Source organism: Mesorhizobium sp. AR07, assembly GCF_024746815.1.
GTDB lineage: Bacteria > Pseudomonadota > Alphaproteobacteria > Rhizobiales > Rhizobiaceae > Mesorhizobium.
The window spans coordinates 23,848-45,199 of the sequence record NZ_CP080527.1 but is presented as its reverse complement, the minus strand read 5'-3'; the positions used below and the strand labels follow the sequence as shown (position 1 = coordinate 45,199).

The window sequence follows — 21,352 nt, the reverse complement described above, 5'->3', positions numbered from 1 at the left end:
GACGGTCCAGGTCGAAGCGAAGCGACGACCTGCTCAGCCAATTTGGACCCAAATTGCGTATCTTGTCAATTCAATACGCAACATTATACTGATTCACTGATGTGTTGCTCCCGAGCCGCCTCTGCATCCCGGGACATTGCACCGATGCGCAAATTCATATTATCACATAGGCACTTATGTGCCTTCGCACTTTGTTGCATCGGCGCATAGGCATAATGCAAGAAAGTCACTTTGGCGCCAAATCGCCTATGCGCCTTGACGCCAAGGTGACGCAACATTGGGAAAAAATAATGCCGGAACAACGCGCGGTGCAAATCACAGTGGCCTCTCCCAAAGGCGGGGTCGGCAAGACCATGACCACCATACTGCTCGCTGGCGAGTTCGCCGCCGCCGGTCATCGGGTGACGGTGCTCGACACCGATCCGCAACTGTCAGCGCTGGAGTGGAGCAAAAACAGTCGCCGCGCCGGGTACGCGCTTTCAAACATCGACGTCATCCCCATCAACTCGACCGACGAACTGATCGATCGCCTGGCGCAATCCGACGCCGAGGACCTGCTGCTGGTCGACGTCCAAGGCACGGCCGTGGCCGCCCTCGGACCGGCCGTCGCCAACGCCGACTTCGTGCTGATCCCGACGAAAGCGCACGTCTTCGATGTCAAGCAATGCCTCGGTCTGATCCGGCACATCCGCTCGCTTGGCGGACGCCATCGCGAAATTCCCTACGCGGTGATGCTCAACATGGTTTCGGGGATCGAGCACAACACGATGGCCTTCCGCACAGCGATCCAGCTGCTGCGGCAGGCCAACGCAAGCGTGCTTGAGACCTTTTTGTCGCAACGGCCGACCTTCGCCTCAATCGCAACCGCCGGGACGCTTTACGAAGTCCAGCCTGTGAACAAGGCCGTGCAGGACGCTCGCGACCAGACGAATGCCCTGACCGCCGAGATCATCAGCAAACTGAACGGAGCCACCCCCCCATGAACGAGAAAAGCGATCGGACCGCAAACCAATTGCCGCTGCCCGCCTTGAAACCGCGTGCCCGTTCGGATGATCCGTTCTCGCGCAACATGGCTGCCATAGTGGAATCCAGCATCAGCGAAACGGACAACCTGGAGCAGCAGACGAGAACCCGGTCTGCCAGAGAGGCGAAAGCGAAGATTGAAAGGCCAAAGCCAGACGGCGGGACAGCCCGGCTACACACGCGCATTCCGGTCTCGCAGATGATCGAGCTGCAGGTCCATTGCGCGCGCAACAGGACAACCATGCAGGAGGTGGTTCAGGGTCTGATAACGGAATTCCTTGCCCGGCAGCCGAAGTAGCCAGACGCGTCCATCAGCGTCGATCGTTACGACCGACCGCGCACGATACGGGCCAACGTGGATTGGCTACATCTCTCCGGGAAGGGCCATCAAAGACGCTGTTGAACGACTGACGTTCGGTTCCATCCATCACCAGAGCGAATCGATCCGCGTCTGCTGATTCAAACCATTCATTGGACGCGCGCGTCCGGCTGCGCGATTCTGTCTGCAATGATCGCGCAGCTCTATCGCCTCTGTATCGAACGCCGCGACGCGGATCGGAACATGGCGCGCTTCTATGCGCTGTCGATCGAGGAGACCCTGTTCGGCCAGACCTGCCTGGTCCGGCGTTGGGGTCGGATCGGAACCACCGGCCGCACGGTACAGCACTCCTTTGATACCGAGGGCGAAGCCGTCGAACTTTTCCTCGCGCTGCTGCGCGCCAAGCGGATGCGCGGCTATCAGCCGCGATCCACCTACCCGACGCGCAGAAGCGATCCCGTCTGGTTGTCTAGTTGACAGGGTAGCCGCTGGGGCGACGTGAGGAACGGAAGTCGCTCGTGTACCCGGCGCGGGCGCGATGTCGCCAGTCGGAAGTCAGTGATCTCGACGCTGCCGCATGCTCGCACTTTCGGGGCCCTGCCGAAGCACTCACCGTTCCCACGGCCCGCGCCAGCGCAGTATAAAAGCAGGGCAACGCCTGCCCTTGTGGCTTAACGCTTTGCTTTGCGCCAACCGGCGGCCACCGCCTCTTCGTCGCTGCAGAACCACCGCTCTCCCTTGCTGGTCGATATGACGGTGCGATCGTAATACTCTTGGCCAGGCATGTGATAGATGTGCTCACCACGGGCGTTGATGTTGCCCTTGATGTTGCAGGCACCGGGCGATGCAGGATGTTTGTCTCGAGTCGATGCGGACTGCTTGAGCGAGGTCGACGACGAAATCGCCCTCCCGTCCTTACGCTGGGGATAACACTGATGTTCACTCTTCGTTCTTTTCCAAAAGCGGCCGATAATATATAGTCTGAGACTACATCAGCCCCCAGCCGAGTCAGCGCGCCAATGACCGTACAGCCCAGGATTCTCAATGAACCAACGATCAGCTGCCCGAGCTGCAAAACGGACATCAAGCTCAATGAGTCGCTTGCGGCGCCGCTGATTGCCGCCACCCGCGAGGACTATGAACGGCGCCTGGCGCAGAGCAACGCGTCAATGGCGGCCCGGGAGGAAGAGCTTAAACGCGAGCAGGCCGCGATCGACGCCGCCAAAGAGGACATCGGCAACCAGGTGGCTGAGCAAATCAAGCTTGAGCGAGCCGCAATCGCGGCCGAGGAAGCCCGCAAGGCAAAATTGCTTCTTTCGGTGGACCTGGAGGACAGGGATAACAAGCTTGCCGAGCTGGAGGCGACGTTGAAGGCGCGCGACGAAAAGCTCGCCGAGGCCCAGCAGCAACAGGCGGAATTCCTGAAACAGCAGCGTGCGCTTGACGATGAGAAGCGCGAGATGGCGCTGACCATCGAAAGGAAGATACAGGAGGGGCTGGGTGCCGTTCGCATCAAGGCGAGAACGGAAGCCGAAGACGGCCTCAAAATGAAGGTTGCGGAGAAAGAGGAACAGATCGCCGGCATGCAGCGCCAGATCGAGGAGCTGAAGCGCCGTGCGGAACAGGGCTCTCAGCAGCTGCAGGGCGAGGTACTCGAGCTGGAGCTGGAGTCCCTCATTGCCAGCCGATTCCCGATGGACATCCTCGAACCGGTTGCCAAGGGTGAGTTCGGCGGAGATGTCCTGCACCGCGTGGTCGGACCGGCCGGCCAGCCATGCGGAGCCATTTTGTGGGAATCGAAACGCACCAAGAACTGGAGCCAGGGCTGGCTAGGCAAGCTCAGAGGAGATCAACGAGCCGCGAAAGCGGATATCGCGCTGATGGTCTCGGAAGCGTTGCCTCCCGGCGTGGATACCTTCGATCTTGTGGACGGAGTCTATATCGCCCATCCCAAATGTGCGATCCCGATCGCCATCATGCTTCGACAATCCCTGATCGAGCTGGCCAACTCCCGCCTCGCCCGGGATGGCCAGGCCACCAAAATGGAGCAGGTCTACGGCTACCTGACCGGTCCGCGGTTCCGCCACCGCGTCGAGGCGATCGTGGAGAAATTCTCCGATATGCAGGACGACCTCGCCAAAGAACGCAAGGCCACAACACGCCTGTGGGCCAAGCGCGAGGCGCAGATCCAAGGGGTGATCGAGTCGACCGTCGGCATGTATGGTGACTTGCAGGGTATCGCCGGAAAAGTGATGCAGGAGATTGAGGGGCTGGAGGTGCTGGCGATTGTAGCCTCTTCTCCCGAAACCGAATAGGTGACCTTCACGCCGGCCAAGGCGATCAAGGACGCCTTCCCAACGACTGAGCCGCAACCAGAGGACGCGACTGAAAGAGGGGGCTTAAGCCCTCCTCCGCCTGCCGGCGTTCGCTTGGGGAAGGCCGAAGGCTCCGCCTTGCGGCGGAGCCCTCGTCGAGGCGATCAGTCCCGGTTGGGGCGAGACCAGATCAGCTGCAGGCCTTCCTCGCCTTCCACCTCGATCAGGGTGGCGTAGATCGGAGCGGGGAAGCTCGGGTCGTCCAGCTTGACCGAGAGGTAGTCGCGCTCGGTTTCCTTGGAAACCTTCTGCCAGGCTGCACCTAGCTCGACTGCACCCGAGAGGATGCGGAAGTGGGGACCCTTGTCGGAGGGGTTGTCGACGCGGACCAGCTTGGCCTTGACGTTGAGGTTGAGCGTCTTGATCGTGCCCGTAAAGCCGGAGTTGCCGTTTGAGGTGAAAGTGCCGATGGTAGCCATTTGTCGTCTCCTTGAGTTTCTCGGGCCGCGACCACCGCGACCTCGATGGCGGTCGACAGACCGGAGGCGATCGGCCCGCACCCGAAGGGCCGGAACGACAGTGAAGGGCAGCCAGGGCGAGGCTTTCTTGTTCCGCGAGGAATGATGGCGAAGCCAGCAGGGGAAGAAAGTCGCGACCGGCTGTTGCGGGTTTGAGAACGAGGCGGAGCGAAGCGAAGACGGTCTTCGGTCAGACCAGCTACATCGAGGACGCAGGTGGTGCGCCCTTCCATGAAACCGCCGGCCAGACGACAGGCGAAGCCTATCGGCATGATCACTGCAACCGCAGCCACGGTGAGGTGCCATCAAACCCGTCTCTCCCCGTCAGGCGCCATCGCACAACGGAAGATCGTCCAACCGGAAAAGGGGCGCGACGGCTCCTCACTTCGGTCGGTTGACGACCGGCCGACTGGCGAAACTTTGACGGTCCGGCGTCTGCCCCTTCAAGATGGATAGCCGCTATACGGTCATGGAAATACCCATCTCGGGCTGGATGTCGCACGGGCCGGCTGATCTGACTCGGCCCGCTGGGCTACTACCCGAACTGGCCGGTGCCACGGGGACTTCAGCCGGCTGCAGTGCGCCGGAGTGCTAAAAGCCACCGACGTGTGCCAAGCGGGACGATTACGACCGCATTCGGCCAGAGGTAGCTGGCCGCGGTCGGCCGCTTTAGACCTATCGGCTTCATCCAGGGGAACGCCGGAGCGATGCAGGAAGACATCGCCGCGTATGCCACGCAGGCGGGTGTGGATCGCCCGATCCACCTCCACGGCATCGTCCTACGCCGCCCGGTCGTTATTCCGCATCGATCGCCACATGGCGCAGCATCATGCAGCATCCGCGATCTGTGCCGGCTCTGGCTGGAGATCATGCAGATAGTTGACAGCCCGCTGGGCATGGGCCGCGGCGGCGAAGATGAAACGCTTCTCGTCGCGGAGGATTTCAAGCCAGCTCGCGAGGTAACTTGCGTGATCGGGCCGGGGCTCCAATTCCGGGACGATGCCGAGATCGGCCGCTAAAAAACAACTCCCTAGATCTGCGACAAGCTCCTCGTGCGCCCTGAACGAGCGATCCTTGTGATAACGTGAAAGGTTGCGATCGAGCCGCTTTTCCGAGCCGACCCAATGGGTCAGCTCGTGTCCGAGGGTCGCATAGTAGCTGGGCGCGTCGCGGAAACTTTCGAAAGCAGGCATTTGCACAATATCGAGAGCTGGATTGAAATATGCCTTGTCGCCGCCGTGGCGGATGACAGCCCCGGTATTGGCGAAGAAGGCATCCGCATTTTCGATCCGCTCCACAGGATCGGCTACCGGCGCGGGGTTGTCGTAAAACTGTGCTGGGAGACCGTCAATCTGGTTGGCGCAGAACACCGTATAGGCCTTGAGGAAGGGAATGCCGCGCTCGACCTCCTCGCCTTGGGCATCGGTTTCGGTCCGGGTGAAGCGGCTGGCATAGACAACCATGGAACCGGTTTCGCCCTTGCGCACATGGCCGCCAAGCTCGACGCTCTGCTTGAATGTCATCCAGGTTGGGGAAACAAAGCCCCTTGCAACCGCTTCTGACCAGAGAAGCAGCGTATTGATCCCTTGATACGGCAGCCCATTGTGGCGGAGCGGGCGCGTTATACGCCCCTTGGTGTTCGCCCCGCTCCAGGGCTTGACCCAGGGGCGCACTCCCTTTTCCAGATCCGCGACGATACGATCGGTGATTTTCGCGTAGATGTCGACGCGGGGCTTGTTGTTGTTCCTGTCCATTTCAAACCTCCATTCGAGGCCGCGCCAATCGCGGCCGTCACGAGGTCCGCACGCGCAGGACCGCAGGTCCGCGAACCCGCGGAGGATCGATGGGGAAGCTGAGAACCATCGCTTGCGGGCCGCAACGTCAGTGGAGGACGGCGCAGCCGTTTCGCGGGACGAGCACCGGAGCAGGACCATCATTCGTGACGGCCGCGATTGGCGCGGTCCCGACGACCAGCCCATTTCCATTCTTTGAGTTCGGTGCCTTTGGCACATGCAAAGAGGCCGGCGCCCCCGAGGGACACCAGCCTCAGTATGAGAGGATCGGGCGGAGCCGAAGCTCCGCCCAATGGCATTAGCCAAGGGCCGCCATCTGGAGATCGGCTGCCTGCCGGTTGACGGTCTGGCCGGGGTTCTCGGTCTGGCGTTCGTAGGGCTTCCAGCTCTCGCCGACGATGTGCTCGTAGGCGGTAACGGCGCCCTCGGCAGCCATGCGCAGGGCATGTGCCTGAAGGCCCATTTCGGCGGCGAATTCGCGCTTGCGCTGGGCCTTGCTGTCGAAGCCGACCGGACCGTCAATGTCCTCGTCGCGGGTGTCATTGGCGAGCTTGGCCGTGGCATCCTTCGCCTCGGTGACGGCCTTCGAGTAGAACTGGCCTGCTCCAAAGGCGGAGCCGACATGGGACCCGACGATTCTTTGCAGGTGGATCTGCATGGCCTTTTCGGAAAGGCCCTCGGAGAGCGTATCGGCGCTTTCGATCACACTGCGCTCGTGGAATTCACGGATGCCGTCGCTGTCGAGGACCGGGAGGCCGAAGCTTTCGGAAATGAGGGTGGCCTGGTGGCCATCCGGGCAGCAGAGCCGGACCATTTCGAGGGTTGTGCCCTTGCGGAGCTGGACGACGCGGGCCTTGGCCTTGGTGGAGCGGGTTGAACTGGACATCATGCGATCCTTTCTAGCGATGCCCTTCAGGTGTTCCGGCCCTTGCCGGTCTTCCCTGCGGGTGCGGTCAAAAGGAACCGGCGAAAGCTGGACGCTTCAGGGTCCGGAGCCTGCCAGGCGAGCGAGGTTGGCTTGCGGACAAGCGGGGCCAGTTCTTCACTTGCCCTGCGCGGGACGCGGGCCAGCCTTGCCGAGATCGGCGGGTTCCGGCCGCACCGCGGCGCGATAGCGGCCTTGAAGTGGACAGCCGCCGGTTCAGACCGCAGCAAACCCGCCGGGAAAACCGGCAAGGGATGGATTCTGACATCGGCATGCGGGAGGAAATGCAGTGTTCAATTCCCGCGTCCACACGATCTGCCTGCCCGCCAGGCTGCGCGAGGGTCGACAGTGGTTTGAACGCCGGCTCCTGCTGGTATAGATGAGCTGCGCCGGTCCGCCGCTGCGGATCAGATCTTTGGCCTGCTCCCACGTCGGACTGACAGCGCACTGCATTCAATCCCGAGGCGAGAGCAGCGATGACCGGTCACAACGACGACTACGTCTATGACGACGCGACAGGGGAATGGCGACCAGCGTCGGAGATGGCTGCCATTGCAGCTTCCGCCGGAAGCATCGAAGTGCGCGATGCCGCCGGCAACGTGCTCGCCGACGGCGACTCCGTCGTCCTCGTCAAGGACCTCAAGGTCAAGGGTGCCGGCCAGACCTTGAAGCAGGGGACCGTGATCAAGTCGATCCGGCTCACCGACAATCCCGAAGAAATCGATTGTCGGCATGATGCGATCAAGGGGCTGGTGTTGCGAACGGAGTTCGTCCGCAAGCGCTGACCCGGTCGCGGTATCAGGCGCGCATCAGGTCCGGTGGCGGTCTGGCACGAAGCGCCTCGATTGCAGCATCCTGCCTTGCAAGCTTGCGGGAGAGAGCGTCGATCTCGTGCTGCCTGTCCAGTGTGATCGCTGCAAGGTTGGCCCGATATCGTTCGAGAAACATTGCCGGCTCCGGGCCCCTGCCGCGTCGATAGCGGGCACATTGGGTTCTGGGCTGCGGATTGATCCGCCTTATGATCCGCCGGTCGATCATAGCGAGCTGGCGGTGTGTCTGGCGCCGAGGCTGCTCCATGCGAAAGAGATGTGCGCGGCGATCGGAGACAGACATTATGCTTCCCTCCCCTGCCAATCCATAAAGCTCGAGGGCCCGCCATAGACACGGTGGCGCGCAACATCGATGACGAATCCAAAGCGGCCGACATGGTATTCGTCGGTCGCAACGAGAAAGCGACGTTCCTCCGTGCCCGCTCCGCGCCTGCCGCCAGGGGTCGCGATAACCTCGGTGAAACCGGCCTGGTGCCCGGAACGGATCGCCGACACCACGACCCAGTCATCGGTATGCCTCTCGAAAAATGCCCGCTCGTCCTTTTTCGCGGATTGGCCGGGTTCGAGCACCCTCCCGTGGATCGCCTCCCAGGCATCCGGGTACCAGTCGCGGATCGACTTTTCCGCACCAGCTTTCTCGAAGTCCGTGAAGAGCCGCGGGAAGGCTTGGGCGACGGCCGCCCAATGGCAGTCTTCCTCATACCAGCCGCCATTGGCACGGAGCATGCCATGGACTTTGCGATTTCGCTCCGCCGACAGATGGAACCCGCCATGGCCGGCCGTTGAGTGAGCCACCACGCCCTTGGCATAGACGGTTGCTCCCTGCGACGTTCCCCATGGCGTGTGGGCACGGGAGTGGATCTCGCGACGTCCGAGAGCTGCGCGCTGCTGCTGGTGGAGGGCGTTCTCCTCGACATGCGCGCGAAACGCCGCCTCGTCGGCAAGCTCACCGGTATGGCCGTAGAAATCGCCGCACGTCCATTCGGCCATGGGCCGGCGTATACGCCAGCCCGTGACGAGATAGTGCCGGCCATCGCGGGCTGGAGCCATGGCGAAGGCAAGCTCACCGACAAGGGTAACGCAAAGCCCATCGGCGCTTCGGCCAAAAGAAACTCCCGGAAAACCGGGGGTTTCGACGACATGGGTTTCAGAAGTTCGCGCAGTCATGCTGCCGTCCTCCCCTCTACAGCATCCACCGCAACGGTCTCGGCCGTGACTTGCTGCAACACCGCGTTCGGATAGCCGTGGCGAGTCAGCCATTCCTCGGCGGCCGTGCGATTTGCGGCAAGATGGACAAGCTCCGCATCGTCGCCGGCGCGGTCGAGAACGAGAACCGTGCCGATGGCGGGCCGCTCCTTGACCGAAAACTTCAGGTCGCTGTTCACCGAAAATGTCTGGTGGACGCGCAGCACGATGGTTCCCTGACTGCCATAGTCACCCTTGTGCAGGGTGATCGAGGCCGGCAGCGTCGTACTGCCGACGCGTGCCTCGGCCTGTTTGCGGATCAGGCGGCCGCCACCGTTGCGATTTTCCCAGGCTGCGAGCTTCTTGCGATGCCGCTCTGGCGGGCGTGGGGATCCGTCGGAATAAGCCACGATGGATGCAAGTGGAACAAGGTCATGGATCAATTGGGCGGACATAGTTTTCTCCGTGGTGCTCATGATGGAAACAGAACCGCCGCCGGTGATGTGCCGGCGGCGGAATGATCGTTCGGAGGGAAAGGTAAGGTGGAGCCGCCTACTCGGCGGCCACCTTGTAAGCCTCGATCTGTTCGTCAGTGAGGTGCTCGTCCTGCGGAGCGGGGTCCTCGCCGACGTAGTCATGCGCGGGCTCGACAACCGCATCGCCGTCGAGCTCGTCCTGGTCCTGCGGCGTGCCGTCGTCCTCGGGCTGTTGCCGGGCCTCGTTCATCTTCAGCCAGGAGGTCAGCTTTTCCGGAGTGGGCGCAAACAGCGCCGACCGATGGACGAAGCGGCCCTCGTTGAAGTGCTCGACCAAGGCGGCGCGGGTGTCCTTGACCTTCTGCCGGGGCAGGACCGACGTATCCGTGCACGATGCTTCCAGTGCCGGTCGCGACAGGCATGACAGGAAATCCTCCGTCCCCATGCTGGCTAAGAAGTTGTCGGCGGCGATGACGTCGCCGGCGACACGGGCGACAACGCCGCTGTCCGAGCGATTCTCCCTGCAGGACAGAACGTCGATCAGCAAGGACCGCACGGCAATGCGCAGCGTGTCCATGTCGAACTCGAGCTTGCCCTCTTGGTCGAACAGGCGCGCGGCATGTTCGCCGAGGCCTGCGGCCCCGTAATAGGAGATGTCGCGGGCACCAGATGCCACTGTCACATTCTGGCCGGCGAAGGCGAGAACGAGCAGCGCCATCAGCGTGTCGTCCCCGATCGGTGCGCGCGACAGCGCCTCGTGCAGCGCGTCGGTACGCAGGTCGCCGATCATCTCCATGCCTTTGCGCGTTACGTCCGGACGCGGCTTTGCCGTAACGACGATATCATCGCCATCGGCCTTGACGTCAGCGCCATTCTTGCCCTTGGGCTTTTTGGCCGCCGGCATGCGGTAGGCGACCGACTGCACCTTGCCGTCGCGGTCGAGATACATGGCGGTGTGATCGGACTTCGACGGCTTACCGTACACACGCTCGGCCTTGGGCGGCAGCTTCGGCTCGCCCCACTGACCGGCTTCCACGATCACGCCACGCTTGGGCACAGTGTTTGCCATCCACTCCTGCTGCGCGCCAAGGAAGGCCTCGACATCCGTCGTATAGCGGCTGTCCTGGTCGGCCGGAGCAAACAGGTCCTCGACCCAGGCAATGCCGTAGGCCTGGGCGAGATCGTCACCGAAGCTGGCGTCGCGCGCGTACATGCGGCGCTTCGTCAGGCCCTGCGCCACGCTCCACCACGACACCTGCGGATCGGTCTTGGACGGCTTGTGCTTCTTCCAGACCTCCTTCTGCTCATCAAGCGAAGCCGACGCAATGGTGCGCAACTCCTTCTCGTTGGGCATGTCGCCCTTGGCCATCTGGTCCAACATGGCCGGCAGAACGTTGGCGAGCAGGCGCAGCTTCCTGATCTGGCGGACGGGAAGCGCCAAAGCGACGGCGATCGCTTCCTCGGTCCAGCCGAGCGCGATCAGTCGCTCAATCGCGCGCCATTGGTCGACGGGACAGAGCGATTCATGAGCGAGCGTTTCCGCTAGCGACCGCATTGCGCCACCATCCTCGGCGCGATCGATCACCAGCACGGCGATCTCTTCCAGACCGGCGGCAATCGCCTGCCGCACACGACGATGGCCGGCATCGATGACGTAGCTGTTGCCGCCATCCGTCTGCAGCGCGACGACAGGCGGCTGCACGATGCCGACGGCGCGGATGGTGGCCAGCAGCAGCGCGTCGGCCTGCGGACTGGACTTCGAGCGTCGCGCCTTGTCAGGGTTATCCTTCAGCGCACGCGGATCGACAAACTTCAGTTCCATGGAGATGCTCCTTCAAGGGGTTTGCGGACACCGCCGTTCGCTGTGTCCTTCCTCGTCTTCATCCCGAAGACATCCCCCGGACCGCGGAGCGGGCAGGCCGGTGCAACCGCGGCCGAGCATCCCTGCCCGGCTGGCCGAGCGGGGCTCTTAGGCCCTGCGCAGGACGACGCGGCCGGGATCGCGAGTGGCGCGGTTGAGCGCCAGCGTCAGCGGCCCGCCCGATCTGCGAGCGGGTTTTATTCTTCTTCCGTTTTCCTTTCCTCATCCCTGCGACGTAGACCGGGGTATGGAGATAAGCGGAAAATTTAGCACGGCAAACTGGAGGTTAACGTCTTTGAACCTACGGACGCCGCGAGGAGCCCTCTAGCGGCTCGAAGCTGTCGCGCTGTGATCATGAGGTCACCCTCAGAAGGTCAGCTACGAACTCGTGCAAGACAAACGTTCCGGAAAGACGTCGACCGGCAAACTCCGAACCATCTGATGGAGGCTACCAGGCAGTCTATCTTAAGCCTTCCACATCGTTGAGCGAAGCCCCGCGCCTCTAGCGGGGGACCCCGGTATTGTCCCATTTTGGGACCAAAGTGCTGGCATTGCTCTTGCTTCGGACGTGGTGCCGGTTGATCCCGGTCCTGATCGTACTTTGATCAGGTGTAGGCTCGCCGGGCTTGAGGTGGTTGGGGTTTCTTCGCCCGGCGAGTTCCGCCACGCTAAGAACAAAGGCCGGCGCCCTCGCTGAAGCTTATCCGAATGGCGCCGGCCACGGGCGGGATTGGGATCCGCCGCGCCTTGACATAGCTGAGTCGTTACGTAGCGTCAGGTGGTGGCGGACACTTTGGCTTTCCGTTTCGAAGGTGCCTTCTTGGCTGATGCGACGGGTTCAGCCTTGCGGCCAAGTCCGATGGACTTCGCCAGTTGCGAGCGCTGCGCGGCGTAATTCGGAGCCGTCATCGGATAGTCGCGCGGCAAGCCCCACTTCTCGCGATAGGCGTCCGGCGTCAGACCGAAGTCCGTGCTAAGGTGCCGCTTCAGGGATTTGAACTTCTTGCCGTCTTCGAGGCAGATAATGAAGTCTGGCGTCACCGACTTCTTCGGGTTGACCGCGGGAGTTTGCGGCTCAACGACAGGCGCGATAGGCGTACCAAGCCCGGACAGAGACATGTGCACGGATGCGATTAGTTCAGGGAGGCCGGTAGCCGGTACAGGGTTCTTACTTACGTAGGCGGACACAATCTCCGCAGTAAGCTCGGCTAATTCGGCGGCGCGGTGGTCGGATTCTTCTGTCAGTGTGTCGGTCCTTTTGTCTGATTTGTCCCATCTCTATTTGAGCGATGTCCAGTACGCAACCGGACCTGATCTATTCTAGGCCAATGATGGCGGCCGGCTTTGCGGCGCTGGGCAAGAGCGACGCCGAAATTGACGCGTTCTTTTTGGCCGTGACTAAGCTGTAGACCAATAAAACAGGCGGCCGTCATCCATCTAAGTGACGGGCCGATTACATGCGGATTAGCTAAAATAACGGAACGTCCACGGACAAGTACGGAACCAAAGCGGTTACGTCAGACCTTTGCTCGCATGGGGCAAGACTTTGGTCCTGCCGTCTTATGGTGAAGAACGGAAGTTGATCGGCACATAGGGCCATCCGCAACGGATCGATAGCAAACTGAATTTAGGCGGCTATGGTGTGAACGCGGAAGTCGGGTCAGATCCGCTTGAAGTCCTTAAGCCCTAGGCGTATCCGCTGGCCTTCCGCGAAGGCAATGGCGACCGATTCTAGGTCGAATGATCGGGTAAGTTCTTCGCCGTTCCCAACAACACGAACGAACCACTCGCCCATGGCCTCGACTATCTCAACGGACGTGTGGTTTGCGCCGCCTTTGGTGTCGTCCATCGCAACTGCCTCGTGTCTGGATGGGGACAAGACGAAACAATAGGACTGCTCGCCTTTCAAGCGCTAAAAGGCCGGCGCCTGCTTTTGCGCGGGGCTCTGGCAGGCGCCGGCCGGACGGTCCAATCAGGTCCGCCGCGATGATCCAGTTAGCTGATTCTTGACGTTACGTCATGTGGTCTGGCTGGCCGGAGCCGAGCATGACCGAAACGTGGCATCAACATGGGTAAGCAGTTCGGCGCGCCTCCTGCATCGCCTGCACCCGAGCGGCCTTGAACCTTTGCCGCCGGTCAATGGCTGACAATGATCGGCAGCCTGTATCGAGCCCGCTATGCGGCTTCATGCCGGTCCTGGCCATCAATCGAAGACGCAAGATCGGCTTCGATTTCCGCAAGCTGCCGGCGCTTCTCGGCCAGTTCACCAGAGAACCCAAACTCGCCGCCCTGACGCGAGCGATAGGAGGTGAGCCTGAGCTCGGCATCCTCAAGACGCTGGCGGTATTGTACCTGCTCGCCCTCGAAGCCGGCCAAGGCATGCTCGAGGCGAGAAATCGCACCAAGCGGCGTGGTGGTCACCGGCAGCTCGATCTCATCATCGGCGCCGGTGCGCATCAGCCTGGTGGCATAGCGGTAGCTGTCCTTGCCGAAACGCTCACCGGAATATTCGAAATCGAACCCGCCGATGGAGGCGATAGTGGTTTCGCCTTCCTTCTGAAGCTGCACGAGAGTCAGGATTTCCTTCATCAGCGCACGACCGGCGAGTTTGCGCTCCGTGAACGCCTCGCCCCCGACCACCATGCTGAACCCATCGCCGGTCGTCGGCACGAGGCGCTCGATATCTTTTCCGACCTCGCCGATGCGCCGGGTCGAGTACTCTATATCGCGCTCGGCATCGCGGATCTGCCGTCGAACGGCGTGCTCATCATCAATGTGGGCCGCGCGAAGGCGCTCCAAACGAGCAATGTCTGCCTCCAGACCTGCCTTCTGCATCAGACGCGGATCGCCAGAGGCGATCGCCTTGGCCATCGCGAACTGGCTGGCCTGCCCCTCACCCATATCCTCCAACCGCCGAATGGACGTGTCTCCGGAGAGGGCGGCCGCGATGAACCGGGCCTTGCGCTCGTTGTTCTGCCACATCTGGGCATCCATCGATCCTTCGGTGGCGTAGGCGAAGATTTCGATGACATCGTGCTGGTTACCCTGCCGCAGGATACGGCCTTCGCGCTGCTCGATCTGGGAGGGAAGCCACGGCACATCGAGATGATGCAGCGCCTTGAGGCGGAGCTGCGCGTTGACGCCGGTGCCCATCGTGTCGGAGGAGCCGATCAGGAACCGGATTTTTCCAGCCCGCACATCACCGAACAGGCGTTGCTTGGCCTCCGACTTCTTGAAATCCTGCATGAAGGCAATTTCCGATGCCGGAACGCCCCTGCGGATCAGCTCGTCGCGAATCCAGCGATAGGCCGAGAAGCCTCTGGTTTTCTCGACGCTGATCGTGCCGAGATCGGAAAAAATCATCTGCGCTGCGCCCGGAAGCTCGAACGGCTTGCCGTCGGTACGGACGTAGCTGCGTTCCGCTGTTTCTTGCCAGATACGGAAGGCATTACCTATCAGGTCGTTGAGCTTGTTGTCCGGCTCATTGTCGTTGTCCGGATCGACCAGGCGCAGGTCGATAGCAGCGTGACGGCCATCGGTGATAACCGAGAGCAGGATGTCGTCACCAGGTTCTGCCGGACGGTCGCGTTCCTCGATGGCCTTGATGCGGGCGTCGAGCACCATCTGGTAGCGCTTGAAGGCCGCGGACGGCTTGGCGGTGATAATCTGACGTGCGCCGGTCGAAAGCGCCGGCACCTTCACATATTCCCGAAGGTCTTGCGGCATCACCACATCCGCGAAGGAGCGGAACATGGCGATCAGCTCCGGCACGTTGACGAAGGTGGCGAAGCGCGTCACCGGCTTGTATTTGCCGGATGGCTGCAATTCGAGTTCAGTCGTGACGTCGCCGAAGGTCGAAGCCCAGGCGTCGAACTCGTGCAGGCCGCGCTGAAGCAGCGCTTCGTAACCGAGATAGCGCTGCACCGAGAACATCTCGCCAAGCGTATTGGTGATCGGCGTGCCGGAGGCCAGCACGAGTGCCCGGCCCGGATTCTTCGTCTCCACGAACCGGGATTTGACATAAAGGTCCCAGGCCCGCTGCGAGCCGTTCGGATCGACGCCCTTGAGCGTGGACATGTTGGTGGCGAAGCTAAGCTTCCTGAACTCCTGGGCTTCATCGACGATGATCTGGTCGACACCGATCTCGGAAATGGTGAGCAGGTCGTCCTTACGGGTCGCCAGCGCCTCCAGCCGATCCTTGAGCCCCTCCTTCAGCCGCTCGAGGCGCTTGCGCGAGACGCGGTCGTCGCTCTCGACCTTTGTCAGCAGCGTCTCGTAAAGTTCCAGTTCGTCGTGGATCATCTGTTGCTCGAATGCCGACGGCACGCCGATGAAGCGGAAGGCGCTGTGCGTGATGATGATCGCATCCCAAGCGGCGGTGGCGGCCCGTGCCAGGAAGCGATGTCGCTTGTCCTTGGAAAAATTCGTCTCATCGGCCACCAGGATTCGCGCGGTCGGATAGAGCGCCAGAAATTCGCGGGCCGCCTGCGCAAGGCAATGGCCGGGAACGACCAACATGGCCTTGGCGATCAGGCCAAGCCGGCGCTGCTCCATGACGCCCCCGGCAATCGTCATGGTCTTGCCGGCGCCGACGGCATGGGCGAGGTAGGTCGAGCCGGCCGAGACGATGCGCCAGATGCCGCGCTTTTGGTGCCCATAAAGAGAAAAGGCGCCGGAGGCGCCTGGAAGCTGCAGGTGATCCCCGTTGAATCGTCGGGGGGCGATGTTGTTGAAGCGGTCATTATAGACCCGCGCCAGCCGGTCGGTCCGGTCGGGATCGGACCAGATCCAGTTCTGGAAAGCGGTTTTGATCTTCTGCAGCTTTTCCTTGGCGGCTTCCGTATCCACAACATTGAGCACGCGCTTTTCAGCATGGTCCTCCTTCACGGTATCGAAGATCTGCGGCACCCGGCTGTTCAGCGCGTCCGCTAGGAGCTCGCCGGCATGACGGCGATCAGTGCCCCATTCGGACGTGCCGGCCGCCATCCATCCCAATTGCCGCGCTTCAACGGTCCACGATGCCAGCTCCGGCATATGATGGATCCTGATCTCGGCACCCATCGTCTCCTTGATGAAGGCAACAACATCGGCGGCGGGTATCCACGGTGCGCCAAGACGGGCCGTAATATCGGAAGGCCGAAGATCGGCCGGCTGAACATCGACCAGGGCGCGGACATTGCGCTCGAAAAAGGGGTCGAGTGCGGCAGCGGCTTCCGCGACTTTCAGCTTGTCGCGGACCTGACCGGAGAGATAGGCGTCGGCCGTTTGCCAGGAACCGGTCTCGGGATCGCGGTAGATGCCGTCGCCGAGTTCGGTGATGACGTCATCGACATCCTCATGCAGCAATTCGGCGATGTGATCGACGTCGACATGGCCGCGTTCGTTGAGCACGACGGCAAGCGCATCGGCAGCACTTGTGATGATGGGTGCCGCGGGCGGCGCGATGACGCGCTCGGTGAAAATCGGACCCGGCCGGGCGGTATTGGTCTCGAGATCGTAGTCCTCGATGGAGGCGACCAGCCAGCAATCGGGATCGTCGAGGAAGGGCTGCAGGTTCGGCCGGCGATGCACTTCGCGGACCTCGCCGGTCTCGGCGTCCTCGCTGGTGGAAACGACGGTCGTGTTGATGGGGCCAAAGACGCGCACAAAATTCGACCAGGCGATGCGCAGCCTGACCTGGGCCGGCTTCCAGGGCCGGTCGAACTCCTGGGCCTTCAGGACTTCACGCACGGCATCACGGATCGGGATCAATTTGCGGATTATCCGCGCGTGCTTTTCCGGCACGCCTTCGCTCGCCCCGCCCTTGCGCACGGTGATCGTCACAGCAGCGCCATCGATCATCTGGACGAGGGCGGTATTTTTCGCGACGAAGAAACTGCCCTCGCGCACGCCGGCGCCTTCCGGCAAGGCATCGACGATATCGGCACTGGGCTCGGCGTCATGATCAATTTCGTCCGGCTCGCCGTCATAAATTTCTTCCGGAAGGAGGGAGATCGCTGCGGTGAGCGCCCGCTCCAGATCGACACCGGGATGGGGCAGGCAGGAATAGGCCTCGGCGTAAGGCCCCGAGATCGTGGCATGCGTGCCGAGCACGAAATCCGGGTGGCGCGCGAACCAGCGGTTGACGCGGATCGCGCCTTCATGCTGCGTCGCCTGGCGGACTTCCTCGATGTCGAGCCAGGACAGATTACCTTCGGGCTCGGCGACCTTGCGCTTGCGGAAAAAGAGGATGTCGACCACGACGTCCGTGCCGGCGTCAGTTCGGAAACTGCCCTCGGGCAAGCGCATGGCGGCAATCAGGTCGGCCGACTTCGCAATGTGCTTGCGCGCGGTGCTGTCTGCCTTGTCCATCGTGCCTGAGCTGGTGACGAAGGCGGCAAGAGCCCCCGGCTTCAGCAGATCGACCGAACGGGCAATGAAGTAGTCATGCAGCCGCAATGCCATCGACCGGTACGCCTGATCGGAGCGCACGGTTCGATCCGAAAACGGCGGATTGCCGATCGCAAGATCGAAATGTGCCGGCAGGTTGGTGCGGGCGAAATCGCCGGCTATGATCCGCGTTTGCGGCTGCAGCACCCGAGCGATGCGCGCGGTGACGGGATCGAGTTCGATCCCGGTGACATGGGAAACATCGCGCAGGGACTGGGGCATCAGTGCCGGAAACAGGCCGGTTCCGACGCCTGGTTCAAGAATCCGACCTCCGCGCCAGCCGAGGCGCTGGAGACCCGCCCAGATTGCCCGGATGATGAACTCCGGGGTGAAATGGGCATACTGGGTGCAGCGTGCGAGCGAGGAATAGTCGATCTCGCCGACGGCATCTTCCAGGTCCGAGCCGATCTCGTCCCAGCCCTTACGGAATCCGAGTTCGCCGGGACGGCGGAAGACACCATTGGCAAGGTCGGACGCGCCAAAGCCGGTGAACCGGATCAGCCGCTCCTGCTCCTCGCGCGTGGCAGGGCGCTCATCGGCCTCGATCTCGGCGGCGAGCCGGATCGAAGCGATGTTGTCGCGGGCCCGATCCTTCCAGCCCCGGGCCAGCCCACGATCGCCGGCAAGATGAAAGTTCAGGCCATGAACCCGTCGAGGCTTCGACGTCGGTTGCGTGGCTGCAACCGCCGGCGTGACCGGCGAAGGCGCGGAAGAATTGGGATCATCGTCATCGCCCGGCCCGAAGTCAGCCGCGAAGGCCGTGACGCCAAGGCCAAGTCCGGACGAAATGGCCGTGCTGCCGAACAGATCGATGGTAAAGGGGTCGTCATCAGCCATGGAAAATCTCCTTGGATTTGAGGGCGAGCACGATCGCGCGGACGGCGTTGGCGTCCGCGTGAAAGGGCTGGCAGGTTTGCTGGGGTTAGCGGGCGATCAGCGAGAGCGAGACTTCGGTCTCGGTGAGTTGCACGCGCAGATGCGTGCAGCGAAGGTTGCGATCGAACAGCGGGATCAGTTGCTCGGCGTCGATTAATTCGATGCCGTCGTCACCACCGAAATGGCGCTGCTTGTAGTGAAACCAGTCGGGGTTGCCGATCGGGTGGCATTCTTCGGAATAGCAAAGGAGCGCCTTCTGGCCCTCGGCGAGCTTGCCATTCGAAAGCACATACACGCCCTCGTCTCCGACCAACCACAGGCCGGGGATCTCACCCTGGACGGGCTTGAGGCCATAGTAGGGATTGCGAAAACCGCCGTTGTTGGCGGCATCGGTTTTTCCGCGCTCGATGACCTTGCGAACTGCAAGAATGGGAAAAGTGAACATCGCATCCCCCTCACGCGGCAACGGCCAGGGGAAGGTGGCGCAGATGCACCGGCAGCTTCGCCGCGATCTCATCATCGGTGAGCTCGTCGAGCAGCTTCAGCATGGCGCCCTGCCGACCGCCATAACAGAGCACCGTGCGCTTGCCGTGATGCTCCGGCAGCCATCGGTCCCCGGCATAGCCACGGTACTCGTCGTGGGTGGCGCTCCAGATATGCTCCAGCCGCTCTTCGCGCGTCATCGCCTTCACCGGCCAGGACTCGCGCTCGACGATGGCATCGCGCATTTCGGCAGGCGATCGCGCCACATTCAGATCGCAGTAGGCATGGAAGTAGCGCGTTTTGCCGTCGATGCGCAGCGTGTAGAAGACGCTGGTGATGCTGTCGGTAAGCAACTCGCGCAACGCGAACATCTCGCCCCGCATCCAGAGCGGTGGCAGGATCTCCAGCATGTAGTCGTGCTCGACGCGGCCGACTCCAAACCACTCGCCGCTATAAAGAGATCCGGCATCGACGTGATCCCGGTTCGGGCGCTGCGCATGGCGGTCGAACAAACGGAACATCTGCCGGCGGTCGGCAATGCCCTGGTAGACTTTACGGATGGGAGAAAAAGGGTTCATCGGCGGGCTCCTTCGGCCTCGTCGGGCTGAGCGCGCAGCATCCTCGTGGATGCCCATCATCTTCAGCCCTTCATGACCCCTTCCCCGCGGCCGCCTCTCCGTCCGGGCGGGTCAAGGGCCGGCGCAGCCGGGCGAAGCTTCACCCTTGCACGCGACCGGCGGGCATGCGGCAGCCGGGTTTCCTTTTCTTTTCTCCCTTCTTGCCCTCCCCAATTTGACGGTGCGAACCGGCTGTCATGGCCGCGTGACGCACCCTTTCAAGTTGACATGACCATGGCAAAGCGCGGGGCGGCGATCTTCAATTCTGCAGCGGCAGTTGAGTGATCGGCACCGTCAGGGGGATGCCGCGTCCTGCAGCATCGCGTTCCAGTCTTCGGCGAGCGGCTTTAACCGCTCAAAGTCGCAGGCGAGCTCGCCGGCAAGCTCACGCAGCCTCGATACGAATGTCTCACCCTGCGGGTTGGCGTCGGTGGCCGCTACAAGCCGCGTGTTCGGCCTTCCTGCCAACAGGCGAAGAGCCGTGTCCGTCGCCGGCGACCAACCGCCGCCGGTGCTGGCATACAGCGTGTCGCGCTGGTTCCGTTCGATCGCGGCCAGGCTCATGGCGTCGATCGCCGCTTCAGTGACGCAGATGCGAGCGGCTGTCACCGTCCCCAACCGGAACAACACCTTGCCGCCTCCGGCCGCAAAACCACGCCATTGCGGGCCGCGCTCCTCCCAGCCAGTGACGATACCAGCCGCGTCGCTGTGGGCAGCCCACATGCTGCCGCGCGGGCCTTCCCTCAGAACGTCCTGAGCGATCGCTGTCGCGATGACCTGTTCGGGAATGTGCCGCTCATCGCGCAGATAGCGCCAGGTCGCCGACCCGCGCCACGGCTTGCGTCGCGCCGCCCATCGTTCCGTGACGGAATAGTCGGGTTCGGTCTCCCGGGACTGCCGTTTCCATTCGGGCTCGCTTGGCACGAATCCCACAAGCGACGCTACCTGCACCAAGGCATCCAGGAAATCGCCGCCATCCAGATGCTGCACCAGCAAATAGACATCGCCCTTTGCATCCGACAACGGGTCGAACCATCCCTTGCCGTCATGGATGACAATGATGATATCGTCGCCACGACGGTATTTGACCGCTTTGCGCGTGCTTTCCTTGAGGTCGACCGTGAAGCCGCTGGTCTCCAGCACCGCCGCACAGCCGACCCGGCCGCGCAGCGCTTCTATATCCGTCTTTTCCATTTTTTTCTCTCCCGGCAGCCTTCCGGTCCGCCTTTCTCCAAGTCTATTTCTTCCACACAATTCGCGGAACACTCCGCGACCGCCGCGAAGAGCAAAGGGCGCAAGGGCGCGGCTTCCGCCGCGGCGCAGCCTCCCTTGCGGCCTGCCGCTCGCAAGCGGCACGCCGTGGCATAGAGGGCCGGTTCAATGAACCGGCCGGCCTCCTGTGTATGGACAGTATTCGGCGATCGCCTCGACCTCGTCGCCGTCGAGGTCTTCGGCAGGGAGAACGCCGTACTCGTTGTCATTGACCTTGAAGAGGATGACCGGCGTCATCAGGGTGCGAGCGAGGTTCCAGGCGTGGCTCTGAGCGAGGCTGAGTTCGTGCGACATTTGTTTGGCTCCCGTGTTCGCGGGGACCATTCCCCGCTCGACAGGCGCCCGTCGGGTCCAGCCGGGACCGCGATCATCGCGATGGCGAAGCCTTGAGCGACGGCACGCTTGCGTAGTCCGACCCCGAAGCGGGTTG

General features: G+C 62.3%; 21 protein-coding genes. 5 read left to right on the top strand and 16 right to left on the bottom strand.

All coding sequences use genetic code 11. The annotated features are described in order from the left end of the window. Positions 1 to 83: 83 nt before the first annotated feature. Positions 84 to 398: a hypothetical protein gene (locus BPNPMPFG_RS34645; protein ID WP_258598231.1), complete on the bottom strand. Its 315-nt coding sequence runs from the start codon at positions 396 to 398 to the stop codon at positions 84 to 86. Between BPNPMPFG_RS34645 and BPNPMPFG_RS34640 the strand changes: the two genes are divergently transcribed. From BPNPMPFG_RS34640 to BPNPMPFG_RS34630, 3 genes are all read left to right on the top strand, one after another. After that, on the top strand, positions 291 to 983 hold the full coding sequence (locus BPNPMPFG_RS34640) for a nucleotide-binding protein (protein ID WP_258598025.1): 693 nt from the start codon (positions 291 to 293) through the stop codon (positions 981 to 983). The genes BPNPMPFG_RS34645 and BPNPMPFG_RS34640 overlap by 108 nt on opposite strands. After that, positions 980 to 1,321: a hypothetical protein gene (locus BPNPMPFG_RS34635; protein WP_258598024.1), complete on the top strand. Its 342-nt coding sequence runs from the start codon at positions 980 to 982 to the stop codon at positions 1,319 to 1,321. The genes BPNPMPFG_RS34640 and BPNPMPFG_RS34635 overlap by 4 nt, the downstream gene beginning before the upstream one ends. 210 nt (positions 1,322 to 1,531) lie before the next feature. Next, positions 1,532 to 1,819, top strand: coding sequence for a WGR domain-containing protein (locus tag BPNPMPFG_RS34630; RefSeq protein WP_258598023.1), 288 nt, complete (start codon positions 1,532 to 1,534; stop codon positions 1,817 to 1,819). 194 nt (positions 1,820 to 2,013) lie between these two features. On the opposite strand, the gene BPNPMPFG_RS43635 is transcribed toward BPNPMPFG_RS34630, so the two are convergent. Further along, the gene (locus tag BPNPMPFG_RS43635) at positions 2,014 to 2,244 is read right to left on the bottom strand and encodes a sunset domain-containing protein (protein WP_495885009.1); all 231 of its coding nucleotides are present in this window, start codon (positions 2,242 to 2,244) and stop codon (positions 2,014 to 2,016) included. 117 nt (positions 2,245 to 2,361) lie between these two features. Between BPNPMPFG_RS43635 and BPNPMPFG_RS34620 the strand changes: the two genes are divergently transcribed. Next, positions 2,362 to 3,657 carry a DUF2130 domain-containing protein gene (locus tag BPNPMPFG_RS34620; RefSeq protein ID WP_258598022.1) on the top strand — a complete coding sequence of 432 codons (1,296 nt, stop codon included), beginning with the start codon at positions 2,362 to 2,364 and terminating at the stop codon, positions 3,655 to 3,657. A 164-nt stretch (positions 3,658 to 3,821) separates the two neighbouring features. Here the strand turns inward: BPNPMPFG_RS34620 and BPNPMPFG_RS34615 are convergent, their stop codons facing one another. The 3 genes from BPNPMPFG_RS34615 to BPNPMPFG_RS34600 form a co-directional block, all read right to left on the bottom strand. Then, a complete protein-coding gene (locus BPNPMPFG_RS34615) occupies positions 3,822 to 4,136 on the bottom strand; it encodes a DUF736 domain-containing protein (protein ID WP_056567591.1) in 315 nt (104 codons plus the stop codon). Positions 4,137 to 5,002: 866 nt separating this feature from the next. After that, the gene (locus tag BPNPMPFG_RS34605; RefSeq protein WP_258598019.1) at positions 5,003 to 5,929 is read right to left on the bottom strand and encodes an ArdC family protein; all 927 of its coding nucleotides are present in this window, start codon (positions 5,927 to 5,929) and stop codon (positions 5,003 to 5,005) included. Between the two features lie 337 nt (positions 5,930 to 6,266). After that, the gene (locus BPNPMPFG_RS34600; protein ID WP_258598017.1) at positions 6,267 to 6,854 is read right to left on the bottom strand and encodes a BAR domain-containing protein; all 588 of its coding nucleotides are present in this window, start codon (positions 6,852 to 6,854) and stop codon (positions 6,267 to 6,269) included. Positions 6,855 to 7,369: 515 nt separating this feature from the next. On the opposite strand from BPNPMPFG_RS34600, the gene BPNPMPFG_RS34595 reads away from it, so the two are divergent. Next, complete coding sequence (locus BPNPMPFG_RS34595; protein WP_128364903.1) at positions 7,370 to 7,678, top strand: alkylphosphonate utilization protein; 309 nt, start codon at positions 7,370 to 7,372, stop codon at positions 7,676 to 7,678. A 13-nt stretch (positions 7,679 to 7,691) separates the two neighbouring features. Here the strand turns inward: BPNPMPFG_RS34595 and BPNPMPFG_RS34590 are convergent, their stop codons facing one another. The 11 genes from BPNPMPFG_RS34590 to BPNPMPFG_RS34540 all read right to left on the bottom strand — a co-directional run bounded on the left by BPNPMPFG_RS34590 (position 7,692) and on the right by BPNPMPFG_RS34540 (position 21,216). Further along, a complete protein-coding gene (locus BPNPMPFG_RS34590; protein ID WP_258598014.1) occupies positions 7,692 to 7,841 on the bottom strand; it encodes a hypothetical protein in 150 nt (49 codons plus the stop codon). A 164-nt stretch (positions 7,842 to 8,005) separates the two neighbouring features. After that, on the bottom strand, positions 8,006 to 8,890 hold the full coding sequence (locus tag BPNPMPFG_RS34585) for a DUF7007 domain-containing protein (RefSeq protein ID WP_258598007.1): 885 nt from the start codon (positions 8,888 to 8,890) through the stop codon (positions 8,006 to 8,008). Then, the gene (locus BPNPMPFG_RS34580) at positions 8,887 to 9,363 is read right to left on the bottom strand and encodes a UCP036055 family protein (RefSeq protein WP_258598003.1); all 477 of its coding nucleotides are present in this window, start codon (positions 9,361 to 9,363) and stop codon (positions 8,887 to 8,889) included. Before BPNPMPFG_RS34580 ends, BPNPMPFG_RS34585 begins: the two co-directional genes overlap by 4 nt. A 97-nt stretch (positions 9,364 to 9,460) precedes the next feature. Continuing rightward, positions 9,461 to 11,206, bottom strand: coding sequence for a ParB N-terminal domain-containing protein (locus BPNPMPFG_RS34575; protein WP_258598002.1), 1,746 nt, complete (start codon positions 11,204 to 11,206; stop codon positions 9,461 to 9,463). 813 nt (positions 11,207 to 12,019) lie between these two features. Further along, on the bottom strand, positions 12,020 to 12,490 hold the full coding sequence (locus tag BPNPMPFG_RS34570; protein WP_258598198.1) for a Ros/MucR family transcriptional regulator: 471 nt from the start codon (positions 12,488 to 12,490) through the stop codon (positions 12,020 to 12,022). Positions 12,491 to 12,905: 415 nt separating this feature from the next. Then, positions 12,906 to 13,094, bottom strand: a complete 189-nt coding sequence (locus tag BPNPMPFG_RS34565) for a hypothetical protein (RefSeq protein WP_258597997.1) — start codon at positions 13,092 to 13,094, stop codon at positions 12,906 to 12,908. A 326-nt stretch (positions 13,095 to 13,420) separates the two neighbouring features. After that, positions 13,421 to 18,511, bottom strand: coding sequence for a helicase-like domain-containing protein (locus BPNPMPFG_RS34560; protein WP_258597995.1), 5,091 nt, complete (start codon positions 18,509 to 18,511; stop codon positions 13,421 to 13,423). 85 nt (positions 18,512 to 18,596) lie between these two features. Then, on the bottom strand, positions 18,597 to 18,995 hold the full coding sequence (locus tag BPNPMPFG_RS34555; RefSeq protein ID WP_258597992.1) for a DUF3085 domain-containing protein: 399 nt from the start codon (positions 18,993 to 18,995) through the stop codon (positions 18,597 to 18,599). Between the two features lie 10 nt (positions 18,996 to 19,005). Next, positions 19,006 to 19,611, bottom strand: coding sequence for a DUF1419 domain-containing protein (locus BPNPMPFG_RS34550; protein ID WP_258598196.1), 606 nt, complete (start codon positions 19,609 to 19,611; stop codon positions 19,006 to 19,008). Between the two features lie 333 nt (positions 19,612 to 19,944). Beyond that, positions 19,945 to 20,844, bottom strand: coding sequence for a DUF3991 and toprim domain-containing protein (locus BPNPMPFG_RS34545; RefSeq protein WP_258597985.1), 900 nt, complete (start codon positions 20,842 to 20,844; stop codon positions 19,945 to 19,947). Between the two features lie 183 nt (positions 20,845 to 21,027). After that, complete coding sequence (locus BPNPMPFG_RS34540; RefSeq protein ID WP_006205770.1) at positions 21,028 to 21,216, bottom strand: hypothetical protein; 189 nt, start codon at positions 21,214 to 21,216, stop codon at positions 21,028 to 21,030. Positions 21,217 to 21,352: the final 136 nt, after the last annotated feature.